This window comes from Mycobacterium sp. ML4 (assembly GCF_054515735.1).
Window position 1 is genome coordinate 1 of sequence record NZ_JBTNSY010000017.1, and the last position, 11,535, is coordinate 11,535.

The following is an 11,535-nucleotide window of genomic DNA, read 5'->3' on the forward strand; positions in this document are numbered from 1 at the left end:
GTTATTCGGCAGACCGAGCCGATACGCCGACTTCCGGTTCCTCCCCGCTGTGCACCAGGAGACTCTCGACGGTCGAGGCATTGCTTGGGCCCGCTGCTGTCATCATGACGGCGTGTGCCTGATCAGGCTCGGCATGTGGGGAAACGACCAGCAGGACGATCTTGTTGCGGTTTATCCCGAGGATTTCGACCGTGTTGACCGGCTGACGGTGATATCCGTCGAGTCGCACCGTTCGCCCGCCGGTCTCGAACTTTGCTGGTGCCGTTGCCCAGTCGTCCAGTTTGTAGAGCACGCGACCGATCGGCCCGAGTCGCACTGACAGCACCGAGAGCAGATCCGGCAGCTCCGCAGTGAGGTCGTCACTGTGCGGCCACCATGCGCCGTCGACGTATCCGCTCTGGGGCGCTTTGGGTTTCAGCCTCAAGCGTGGTGTGTGCGCCGGCGGTTCATGCCGGCGCCCAGCGTCGATGTGGTCAGTGTTCGGCGCCATAGCGACGCTCCCATCTTGACCGCAAAAACGGTCAGATCCTTCGAATCGGCGACGAGATGGCTTTGAATAGTCAGGTGCGGAATATCGCCAATGATTTCTACGCTACACGCGTTGTCCAGAGCGAATGCCGCATCGGTGCTTGTGGTGATCGGCCGATCTGCTCGGCGTTTTCAGCGGATGGATACCAATTGGTCGATCGAGTCCGCCGGCAAGTCGCCGTCCACGACGGCGGTCACGGCGAGTTGATTCAGCATGATCGCGCCCTTGTGATTGTCGAGGAACGCGGTGTCGGAGGCGTCACGACCGGTGGCTATGCGCACCAGGGTTTGCCGCGGCGCTAGCAGCGTCGCATCGACCACCCGCCATTGGCCCTCGACGAAAGCCTCGGCCACGGCGTGAAAGTCCATCGGGTACAACCCGGGTGCATAGACCGACACCACGCGGGCCGGGACATTGACGGCCCGCAGCAGGGCCACCACCAGGTGCGCGTAGTCGCGGCAGACACCTGCGCCGGAGAGCAAGGTGTCCACCGCCCCGTCGATCGGATCGCTGGAGCCAGGCACATAGTTCAGCCTCGTGCCCACCCACGAGCTCACGTTCTCCAACAACGTGGCCGAATCACCGTAGGTGCCGAATTCGGTTGCAGCGAAACCGTAGAACTTATCGGTCTCGGCGTAGCGGCTCGGTCGCAGATACATCGACAGGTCGTACTCGGTCACCGGTGCCGGATCAGTCTGACCCACGATCGTCGCCGCGTAGTCGGCTTTCAGCGTGCCCACTGCCGCATCGAACTTGTGGATGCGGTTGCCATGCACACCGCTGACTTCCAAGGGCTGGACTGGGCTTCCGTTCAAGACGAAACGCAGCGATTCGAAGGCCTCAGTGCCCGGATGCGGGGCGACGGCGATCTGAAACTCCAGCGTTGTGGGCGCGGTGATTTCGACTTCGATTTCGGCACCTACTTCACGTCTCATAGCGCGATACTGCGCTATTCGTTGGGTATTCGCCAGGCAAGTGACGGTGTCGGCCAGGCAGGGGATGTGTCCTGTACCGGCCGACCTGAATCGGGGGCCGTCGGCGCCGTCGGACGCGCCGAAATTCTCGGGCACCGACGCGCGCTGGTTCGCCGTCGCGTCGCCCGCCTGAGATACCCGCGTCCGAATACAGGCGGTTCGGCTTCGCTTCTGTTTTGGCCGGGCGTCGCATACGCTGGGAGTCAGCGACGGATTTGAGCAGGTTGCGTTCGTGGTCTGTTGCTAGATGGCCGTTGGTGCGCAACTGTGGTGTTAAGCAGTCAGCACCGGGCTGGCCGCCGTCGAATCTTCGCTGTGTGGACAAACGCAGCACGGCTCACCGACCGAGCCGATAATTCGCAAATCGCCGGACGTCAAGCCAGCTCAGGGTCACGTGATTAAGTGCTACTGCGCATGTCTGCGACACCTGGGTCTGACGTTCGCCGGGGAACGTGCCGGCAGCGGCGTCCCCGCGTGCCACATCCGATTGGAGTAGGGTGTGAAAAGCGTCGGCGGCTTTTGGTGCGTGACCGTTCTTGGTTGTGTCGTCGCTGATTCGGATGATGTGGCCGGTCTTGCGGTCAAGACGGGAGCGTCTCGATGACGCGAGAAATGGCCGGCAACAGCCTGAAGTGGGACGACGCGCCGGACGTCCGCACGACGCGGGTTCGATTGAAGCCCCTGTCACCCGCGTGCGGGAATGTGGATGGTGCTTGGTGGCCACGCAGTGACGACCTGATGACCGAGCTGCCAGACCTGATCGCCGTTCTGTCTGTGCACCTGGGCGCCACCAGTCGTGTGGTGTACCGCCCTGACGAATGGGCAACAACGCCTACCGAACTCGTCATCAGCCATCGGCTGGTCCAGCTTGTCGGATCTCGTGGTCAGCTGCCTAACACGGTCGAAGTCCTGGACACCAAGGGAGGTAAGGTCGTATTGCTGGTCGTGCCGGCGCATATCGATCCAGACCAGGCGCATGCGATCGTGGTGGCGGCCGCCGCGCCCGACAACGTGGCAAGCGTCGACGCCCTGCTCATGATCAGCGTGAAGGACAGGGAAAGCCGCACACGCAGGGACGCCGCGAGGCAGCGCTGGGATTCGCAGGACGGAGCCGAACGCCCCTCGACCCGGCGGCAGTTTCGTCCGTCGTCTTTCGCGTACCGCAGTGCCCGCCCGGAGCCTAGCTAGGTCGTCACTTGCCACAGTCATGGTGTCCCTCCGCCGCGCGCGCCGTCCTTGACGTCCAGCGTTGTCGCGCACCCGATGGTGGAAGCGGGACCGTTCGCTCACAGTGATTCAGTTGGCATCGCGCGGAGGCGTGTCGATTAGAGCTGTGGCGCTGTAGGTTTTGCTGGACGAGGGATGGTGCGCTGATGGTTGTGCGATTGTCGCGGGTCGATGCGCTGTCACTGCACACACAGAGCTCCAAGGCGCCTGCTCACACGGTCACGCTGGCCATTATCGACGCGTCCGATGAGCTCAGCCACCAGCGGCTCCATGAACTGGTGGCGGCGTCGCTGCCGCAGATGGCGCGCTTCCGCAGCCGGCTGGTGAACAAGCCGCTGGGGCTAGGGCAGCCGCTGTGGGCCGAGATTGAGAACTATGACCCCTATCGGCAAATTCATTGCGCGACGGTGCGCGCTCCCGGCGGTCGCCGCGAACTGGCCGATCTCATCGCCGACTTGAGTACCGGACGACGGGATCGCCGTGATCAGCTCTGGGAAGCATGGAGCATCAGCGGTTTGGCGGGCGGGCGGTGGGCGCTGGCGGTGAAGATGTCGCCTGCACTCAATGACGGGGCGGCAGGGGCAGCGTCCGTGTGGCCGCGGCTGCTGACCGCCCGGCCGCACGCCGACCCGGCCAACGATCTGCCGATCGAGCCGAGCCTCGGTTCGGCCCCTTCTGCAAGCGAACTCGTTATCGACGTGGTGGCCGAGCTCGTCGAGAACCACGTCACCAGCATGCGGCTGATCGCCGAGACGGTATCTGGTGTGCTGCAGAACGTAACCACGCGGGTGCTCCGCGCGCGTGGACGGGGACCGACGCCGCCGGCGGCATCGTCGATGAGTGCGCCGGTGCCACGCACGGTGTTCAACGCGCCGCTGACCGAGCGGCGCGCGTTGGCATTCGCCTCGATCTCGCTTGCAGATGTGAAGGCGGTCAGCGATGCGTTCGGGGGCAGCGTCACCAACGTCGTACTGGCTTCTTGCGCATTGTCTTTGCGCGCGTGGCTGCAACGGCACGACACGGTGCCCAACGGTCCGCTCCTGATGCGGATGCCCTTCGAGTTGCCAGCCACGGAACCCCCTCGAATTGGACAGGCGTTGACTGTCGGGCGGCTTCGCATCCCGGTACAACTCGATGACCCGGTGCAAGTCCTCGCCAACCTCCATACCGCCACCGAGAGACTGAACGCAATCCGCGGCCGCGGCAACGAAACCAGTCCCACAATCGATTCCGAGGCGATGGCCTCGCTCATCCCGCCGGCGCTGGCTCGTGTAGGTATGCAGCTCTACGCTCGGTCAGGCCTGCGGCATCAGCTCATGCCGACCTGTCACGGCAGTGTCTCATCGACAGTCATCGAGCCGGTGCCGGGCTACTGTGCGGGCGCCAAGATTGTGGGCATGCATACGGTGGCGCCGCTAGCTGAGGGAAGCGGGTTGAATATCGCGCTGACCCGCCGCGGTGCAGATCTGGATGTAAGCGTGTGTGCATGCCCCGACAACGTGCCCGCGGTTGACGAGCTCGCGACCGGGATCGCGCACTCTCTCCAGATTCTGCTGGCGGCCGCACAGGAATCTCCTCGGGGGCAGGGCCGTTCCGTAGTTACCGAGATGACGTCGCACCCCGTGAATCGTTCACGCGGCAGAAGCTATGACGGGTTCAACTGAGACCGGCGTAAGGAAGATCGACCTGCGATTTCGGAAGAACTGGCCCTTCTGCGGGGCGTCCCCTGTGGTTCACGAGCATCGGCCGTTACTTTCGGTCCGTCCAGCGATTTCTCATCCGGCGCAAGGTTATACGCACCACGGGCGCTCTGTGGTTGCCTCGAATATGTGAAATGCGTTGAGTTCGGCCGGCTTTCTCGCCGGGTCAACTGGCGAGCGGGTCAGGGTAGGTGGCAATACGCGCCGCCGGATAGGAGCCGGAGTCTTTCGCCCTGTACCACAGCGACCTGCGATATGGCTCAAACCCCTGAGTACCGGTCATCGCGTCGCTGGGGCAGCAGAATGCGCACAGCGCGGCCTCCAGTGTCGGATAGCCGCACGCGGGGCAGATGTTGGTGATCATTCGCTGCGACTCCTCGAGGATTTACCGGACCGGTCGTCGACTACCCCTGGCTGGGGGCGGGTAAACCCTACTGTGGCAACGGTTGTTGCCTGCCGGCCGATCCGGCGCACGGTGGAGCGTTCACCAGTCTGCGGATACGGGGCTGCTCCCGGTTCGGGAGTCTCCGAAGATCATTGGTGCGCAGTCGCCCGGATTCCGTTCCTCGCCTCGTCAGCGTCGGTAGTCCGGCAGGTTCTGCGCAAGCTCGTCAAACAACGCCTGATTCAGGTTGAAGGCGACGCGCACCTCGTCAACCGCGCGATCGATTGCCTCGGCGGTCAGGTCGAGGTCGTCAAGCCTCGCCCGGTAAGCATCCTTGTACGGCTTCGGGCGCATCGGGAAGTCATAGAACGCCAGCCCGGCCCCTTCCAGGGCGAAGGTGCGGTCGAGGATTCGGCCGATTGCCTGTCCGCCGGAAAGGTCGCCGAGGTAGCGGGTGTAATGGTGGGCCACCAGCGTGCCACAACAGCCGGCGCCGGCCAGTCGCTCCCGGTACTTTTGGGCCGCCGGCGAGTCGATCTGGCGCGCGGCACCGGGGGCCCAGTACTCGAGGTCGGCGTCAATGGCCGTCAGTCGTTCCAGCGACGGGTCATAGACCGCGGCAACCAACGGGTCGTCACGATGGGCCCGGACGGCGGCCTCCAGCGTTTCGTAGATCACCCGCAGTCGCAGCAGATAGTCAGCGTAGCCCCGCCGGTTGACCCGGCCGGCGAGCAGTTCTGAGACATACGAAGAGTGCTCCGCCGCCTCGTGCTCGGCCATCGACCCTTCCCTCATGGCAACAGAAAAGGGGCGGACGGCCTCGACGGTTCTCGGTGGCATGTCGACTCCGGAGACTGGGACTACGGCAACGCGCGACAGCAGCGGCGGCGGGAAGATTCTGACAATCTGTCAAAAACCTACCACAACCTCGCCGGGTCCGTGGGCACACCGAGCGCACGCAGCACGAATCGCTCGATCGTCGGTGCCGGAAGGTCGCGCGGCCCCAGGCAGGCGTGGATCAGCGATATCGTGGCGGCCTGATCCTCAACAACGAACTGCCGGCCCGCGACGCCGTCGGTCAGGATCTCCCGCAGCACGTCCTCGACGGCGACCACGTGCTCACGGATGGCGCGCAGCGTGTGGTGGGACAGTGCGCCGTAAAGCTGGGGGCCCAGTCCCATATGGAACTGCTCGCCTGCGTTGAGGTGATGCCTGATGTAGATGGCCAGGCGGTCGACCGGGTTCTTGACCCCGGCGAGGTCGGCACGCAGGCCGTGGATGTAGCGGCTGGTCTCATGGGAGGCGAAGGCGACGACCACCGCTTCCTTGTCCGCGAAGTAATGATAGATCGCGGTCCGGCCGATGCCGGCTGCCGCCGCAAGCTTGGCCATGGTGATGGCGTCGAAACTGTGCTCGGCCATGAGGATCGCAAAGGCCTCGAAGACCCGTCGCTGCACTTGTTCGCGGTGCTCCTCAACTGAGGAGGCGCTGATCTTCGGCACGCCGCGACTCTAACCGTTTTCATGTCTGCACCTGCCCCGTCGCCCGCGCCCAGGCCCGTAGGATTGCGGGTGGACGCCAAACAAAGGGGACAGGGCGGGTGCGACCACCCGGCACATTCGAACGCTGGCGATGCCTCAGCTACCTCAGCAGCCAGTCTGCACAGAACGGCTCGTCGAGAATGAAACCGCTACGCGCACAGCAGATGAGATCGGCACTGGGCAGCGTCCTGCTCGGCTGCATCCTGGTGGCCGTCCCTGCGTGTGGTCACGACGGCGCTTCGGCCAGCCCCACCGCCCCTACCGCGTCGCGTGCCGATTCGCTGATCGTCAGCATCGAGGAAGTTCGTCGCATCGCCAACTATGAAGAGCTGACCGCGCATTCGCACGCGGATCTGCGACAGCCGCCGGCCGGAGACCTGAATGCGCCGGGGCCGTGCCGAGCGGCCGGAATCAGCGACGTTACCTTCGGCACCGGCTGGTCGGAGTTTCGTAGCGCGGGCTATCACGGCATCACCGACGACCTCAAGCCCGGCGGTCCGGCCATGATCCAGACCGTGAGTCAGGCCGTCGCGGTCTATCCGGACACAAGCACGGCGCGCGGTGCCCTGCATCAGTTGGATTCCACGCTGCAGGCCTGCGCGGCACTTGGTGACCCTCGTTACGACTTCACCCTCGATCGGCCCGACTCGGCGACCGTGCGGATCAACGGTCGCGGGTGGAACCACGTGTACCGGGAGAAGTCGGCCGTGTTGATGTCCATCGGAGTGTTGGGACTCGAACCGGCCGACCAGATCGCCCGGACCATCCTGAATGAGGCCACTGACCGCATCGGCTAGCCCAGAACCGGAACCAACAAGCGAGACGACGAGCGCACGGTATTGCGGCTGCTGGTGCCGACGCTGGCGTGCCGGAAGTTCATGATCGCCGGGGTCGACGGGTCCTGGTCGTCACTGGTCAAGACCAACCGTATGCGGTGACCGGCCTGGAACCGTCTTGCGTTGCCGACCAAGGGGATTCGATATACCACGTCCTCGCCGAGCGGCACCGCCTGCGGATTTCGACAGGGCAGCACCGGTGCCCCGGGGCGGCTGGCCGCCTCGTCGACCTCGCGCAGGCTGGCCCGTAACCAACCCGCGGTCACATCGGTGACCTCGCCGCCGGGCGCGACGTCCTGCAGGGTCACCATCCAGCCGACGTCGATCGCCGTGGCCGACGCGACGAGGCGCAGCTCGAAGTCGCCAACCGCGTCGAGATCTTCGGCCAGTGGGGCGCTGGTCCACTTCAGCAGCGACGGCGGATCGATCTTGCTGGGGGTGACGCGACCCAGGCCCGTGCCCAGGACCAAATATTCGCGGCAGCCCGGCTCGCCCTCGTCTTCGCTGAGGACGCCGTCGGCCCGCAGCGCGAGTTCGCGATGTGCCGCCTGGGACGGCGGCCACGACTCGGCCGTGCGCCACTCGTCCGCCCCGGGCAGAAAGTAGCGAATGGGCGGGCCCTCGAGGATGCCGGTGTCGCGGCCCTTGAGCCAGTGGTCATACCAGGCCAGCGCTTCGGTGTGCATGCTTTCCCAGGGCCAGGTCAGTCCGTACTTGCCCAGCATGCCCATCCGCACGCAGGCGTTGTCCGACAAGCCTTTCCACGCGGCGAACGTCGAGGGCAGATGCAGCGGCACGTTCTCCCAGTCGCACCCGAGATACACCGGGATGTCGACTTCCTTGAGCAGCGGCAACAGGTTTCGCTCGTCCCACCATTCATCATGGGTGGGGTGGTTGACGGCTGCGTCGAGCCATAGCTCGTCCCACGGGTGCGGGTCGTGCGGCAGCTTCATCAGTTGGCGCAGCATGGTGACCGCAGCCTCGCCGTTCATGGTGGCGAACTTCTTGTGCAGCCGCGGCGTGTGCAGAACCCGGCGGGCCAGAGCGATCGGTGCGCTGCGCCACAGTTTGTCACTGCGCTCGGCGGTCAGGCCGATCATCGACAGGAACGGCGTGACGAATGCTGAGCTGAATAACCCGTGGTGGCTGGCGGCCTCGTAGACGTCGGCTGTCGCGGCGACGGGGAAGATCGCTTTGAGATGCGGCGGGCGCTCGACGGCCGCCTCGAGTTGGGATACGGCGAAGTAGCTGATACCGATCATGCCGACGTTTCCGTCGCACCACGGCTGCGCGGCGACCCATTCGACGAGGTCGTACAGGTCGCGACGTTCCTGGGCGTCGGCGAAACCGAAGGTGCCACCGGAGCCGTTGGTGCCGCGCAGATTGGCGATCACGTGTACGTACCCCCGCGGCACCCAGAAGTCGGTCACGCCGGCCTCGATGAATCCGGCTGGGGCGCCGAAGTCCTGCAGTTGTCGCGGATACGGCGACGCCGCAAGCAGTGCCGGAAAGCGACCCTGCGCGTCAGGGCGATGCACGTCGGCCAGCAGCGTGGTGCCGTCCCGCATCCCGACCGCCACATTGTTCTCCCGCCGCGAGGTGTACTGCGGTTCGCTGAGGTTGTGATATTCGCGGCCGGTGGTCTGGGGGCCGTTGAGCATGTGCGTCATAGTTTCACGCTACGTTGAGATTAATCTCAACGCAAGAGGAATTTTGGGCGCTCGTGCGCCGGTAGCGTGGCGGGGGGGACGGGCGCACCGGGGCCCGCGACAATGGTGACGTGCGTTGTCGGCGAATTCAGACTGTCGTCCGGGTGGTTGTCGCGGCGCTGATTGCGGCGTTGGGTGCATGGCAGGTGTCTGCCGGGTCCGGCGGGTCGCTCGATTCCTCGGCGAGCTGGATGCCGGTCCGGCCCGTCAGCACCTCCGTTCCGCCCGGCCCCGGCATCCCGCCGCTGAGCGGGGAGGCGCAGGCCGCACAATTCGTCGACGTCCGGACGGTGGTTCCCGACGCGATCATCGACCTGCGGTACGCGAGCACGAACAATTTCACCAAGACGCGGTTGTACCCCGCGGATGCGCGCTGCCTGGTGCACCAGAGCATGGCGCCCGGCCTTGCCGCCGCGGCCAACGCGTTACGTCCGCAGGGGCATGTGCTGGTGTTCTGGGACTGCTACCGGCCACACGACGTCCAGGTCAGGATGTTTCAGATAGTGCCGAACCCCGCCTGGGTGGCGCGCCCCGGTCCGTACGCCACCAGCCACGAGGCGGGGCGATCGGTCGACGTCACCTACGCCGGTGCGCAATCCCAGTGCCCTACGCAGCGGCAGGTTACCGGAATCTGCCTCGCCGACATGGGCACCGATTTCGACGACTTCACCACGCGTGCAAACGCTTACGCAACCCAGGACGTCACCGTCGAGGCGCAGGCCAATCGTAGACAATTGCGCGACGCGATGAATTACGGAGGGCTGGCCGTCTATTCCGGCGAGTGGTGGCATTTCGACGGTCCCGGCGCCGGCGTGCAACGCCCGATCGTCAACGTACCGCTTGATTGACTTTCCCAAATAGTGGGATAGATGTCTCGAATTGTGGATTAGTGCGATAGGCTGGGCGCCACTACCTACCGCGAGCAGGCGCGAAATCGCACGAAACGCGTGCTTGTAGTGCGATTTCGCGTCTGCTCGCGCCAAGAACGTCAGGAGTGGTCGCCTATGAGCGGGCAACATCGAGCCGTCTACACGCACGGGCATCACGAATCGGTGCTGCGTGGTCACCGGCGACGCACTGCCGAGGACTCCGCGGGCTACCTGCTGCCGCATCTGCGGCCAGGGTTGTCACTGCTCGACATCGGTTGTGGCCCAGGGACGATCACCGTCGACCTGGCCGCCCGGGTGGAACCCGGGGGTTCGGTGACGGCCGTCGAACTCACCGAGGACGCGCTGGACCTGGCGCGTGCCGAGGCGCAACGGCGCAACGCTACGAACATCTCATTCGTCACCTCCGACGTGCATGCGCTCGATTTTCCCGACGACACCTTCGACGTCGTCCACGCACACCAGGTCCTGCAGCACGTGGGCGATCCGGTACAGGCGCTGCGCGAGATGCGACGGGTCTGCGTGCCGGGTGGGCTGGTCGCCGCGCGCGACGCCGATTACGGCGGTTTCATCTGGTTCCCCCGGATCCCGTTGCTGGACCGATGGCTCGAGCTTTACGACTCGGCGGCGCGCGCCAACGGCGGTGAACCAGACGCGGGCCGGCGGCTGTTGTCGTGGGCGCGGCGGGCGGGCTTTGACGACGTCACCCCGACTGCCGGTATCTGGTGCTACGCGACACCGGAAACCCGGCACTGGTGGGGTGGCATGTGGGCCGATCGCATACTGCACTCCGACCTGGCGCGCCAGTTATTGACCACGGGTCTGGCCAATGACGAAGAACTAGAGGGGATTTCGGCGGCCTGGCGGGAATGGGCGGCGACACCCGACGGGTGGCTGGGCGTCCCCTGCGGTGAGATTCTCTGTCGCGCGTGATCGTTAACGTGCCAGCGCGTTGCGCGTGAAGTCGGCGGCCTGGTTGGCCATCCCGTTGTCCCGGTAGGTGCTGTGTGCCGCGCGGTCACGCCCGCCGGGGGAACACACCGGATCTCCGTCGGCGCACAGCTGCAGGGTCTTCGCGGCATACAGAGAGCCGATGCTGATCGGCGGTGCGTCGTGATCGACCAGGTGCAGGAACCAGTCCGACGGTGCGGCGAAGAGCACGACCGCCGCGACCTTGGAAGCAACCGCGGGCGGCATCGGCCCGGTTATCCCGTCGGGCAGGGCGATGCTGTCCGGGACCGAATCGGTGGTGGTGTACGCGGCGACGGCGGCGCCCTGGGAGTAGCCGCCCAGCACGATCTTGGTGTTGGGGCAGTTCGCGGCCGAAGCCCGGACCTTCGTGCTGGCGTCGGCGACGCCGTCGACTGCCCTGCCGAAGTCCAGCGACGCGGGGTAATTGACCGGATCGACGGCCACCGTTTTGCCCGCCAGGCGCGCGGTGAGAGCATCGACGAACGCTTGCCCGGTTGCACCCACGCCGGGTGCCTCGAAGGTCCCGCGCGCGAACACCACGTCGACGTCCGGGCAACCGGGATCTGCGCCGGCGCGCGCCACGGCGCCGCTCGGTGCTGCTACCAGGGCGACGACGGACAAGGCGACCGCGGCTAGCAAGGGCGCCACCCGGGACAACGACACGGCGGACAAACGGCTGCAGCTCAAGGTCAGCTCTTTTCTTCGGGCTGGGAGTTCCGCCGATGAAGAACCTGTGGCGGGGGCAGTTTGTTCCGGATGTTCAGGCCCGTCTTCT

12 protein-coding genes are annotated in these 11,535 nt (G+C 65.5%); 5 read left to right on the forward strand and 7 right to left on the reverse strand.

The window, feature by feature from the left end; genetic code table 11:
* Position 1 precedes the first annotated feature (1 nt).
* Together ACX9NE_RS19285 and ACX9NE_RS19290 are read right to left on the reverse strand one after the other, a co-directional pair.
* A complete protein-coding gene (locus ACX9NE_RS19285; RefSeq protein WP_459370749.1) occupies positions 2-490 on the reverse strand; it encodes a DUF5994 family protein in 489 nt (162 codons plus the stop codon).
* 170 nt (positions 491-660) lie between these two features.
* Positions 661-1,464 carry a transglutaminase-like domain-containing protein gene (locus ACX9NE_RS19290; RefSeq protein ID WP_459363344.1) on the reverse strand — a complete coding sequence of 268 codons (804 nt, stop codon included), beginning with the start codon at positions 1,462-1,464 and terminating at the stop codon, positions 661-663.
* Between the two features lie 651 nt (positions 1,465-2,115).
* Here ACX9NE_RS19290 and ACX9NE_RS19295 point away from each other — a divergent pair.
* Positions 2,116-2,691 carry a DUF5994 family protein gene (locus ACX9NE_RS19295; protein WP_459363345.1) on the forward strand — a complete coding sequence of 192 codons (576 nt, stop codon included), beginning with the start codon at positions 2,116-2,118 and terminating at the stop codon, positions 2,689-2,691.
* A 191-nt stretch (positions 2,692-2,882) separates the two neighbouring features.
* A complete protein-coding gene (locus tag ACX9NE_RS19300) occupies positions 2,883-4,394 on the forward strand; it encodes a wax ester/triacylglycerol synthase domain-containing protein (RefSeq protein WP_459363430.1) in 1,512 nt (503 codons plus the stop codon).
* Between the two features lie 202 nt (positions 4,395-4,596).
* On the opposite strand, the gene ACX9NE_RS19305 is transcribed toward ACX9NE_RS19300, so the two are convergent.
* The 3 genes from ACX9NE_RS19305 to ACX9NE_RS19315 form a co-directional block, all read right to left on the reverse strand.
* Complete coding sequence (locus ACX9NE_RS19305) at positions 4,597-4,794, reverse strand: hypothetical protein (RefSeq protein ID WP_459363346.1); 198 nt, start codon at positions 4,792-4,794, stop codon at positions 4,597-4,599.
* Between the two features lie 210 nt (positions 4,795-5,004).
* A complete protein-coding gene (locus ACX9NE_RS19310; protein ID WP_459363347.1) occupies positions 5,005-5,655 on the reverse strand; it encodes a biliverdin-producing heme oxygenase in 651 nt (216 codons plus the stop codon).
* 77 nt (positions 5,656-5,732) lie between these two features.
* Positions 5,733-6,317 (reverse strand): TetR/AcrR family transcriptional regulator, encoded by a 585-nt coding sequence (locus tag ACX9NE_RS19315; protein ID WP_459363348.1) that lies wholly within the window; start codon positions 6,315-6,317, stop codon positions 5,733-5,735.
* 203 nt (positions 6,318-6,520) lie between these two features.
* On the opposite strand from ACX9NE_RS19315, the gene ACX9NE_RS19320 reads away from it, so the two are divergent.
* Positions 6,521-7,153 (forward strand): sensor domain-containing protein, encoded by a 633-nt coding sequence (locus ACX9NE_RS19320; protein ID WP_459363349.1) that lies wholly within the window; start codon positions 6,521-6,523, stop codon positions 7,151-7,153.
* Here ACX9NE_RS19320 and ACX9NE_RS19325 read toward each other — a convergent pair.
* Complete coding sequence (locus ACX9NE_RS19325) at positions 7,150-8,862, reverse strand: CocE/NonD family hydrolase (protein WP_459363350.1); 1,713 nt, start codon at positions 8,860-8,862, stop codon at positions 7,150-7,152. The two genes, ACX9NE_RS19320 and ACX9NE_RS19325, sit on opposite strands and share 4 nt — an antisense overlap.
* A gap of 110 nt (positions 8,863-8,972) precedes the next feature.
* Between ACX9NE_RS19325 and ACX9NE_RS19330 the strand changes: the two genes are divergently transcribed.
* Together ACX9NE_RS19330 and ACX9NE_RS19335 are read left to right on the forward strand one after the other, a co-directional pair.
* Positions 8,973-9,749 carry a M15 family metallopeptidase gene (locus ACX9NE_RS19330; protein WP_459363351.1) on the forward strand — a complete coding sequence of 259 codons (777 nt, stop codon included), beginning with the start codon at positions 8,973-8,975 and terminating at the stop codon, positions 9,747-9,749.
* Positions 9,750-9,905: 156 nt separating this feature from the next.
* Entirely contained in the window at positions 9,906-10,721 is an 816-nt protein-coding gene (locus ACX9NE_RS19335; protein WP_459363352.1) for a methyltransferase domain-containing protein, read from the forward strand.
* 3 nt (positions 10,722-10,724) lie between these two features.
* On the opposite strand, the gene ACX9NE_RS19340 is transcribed toward ACX9NE_RS19335, so the two are convergent.
* A complete protein-coding gene (locus ACX9NE_RS19340; RefSeq protein ID WP_459363353.1) occupies positions 10,725-11,447 on the reverse strand; it encodes a cutinase family protein in 723 nt (240 codons plus the stop codon).
* Between the last annotated feature and the right edge of the window lie 88 nt (positions 11,448-11,535).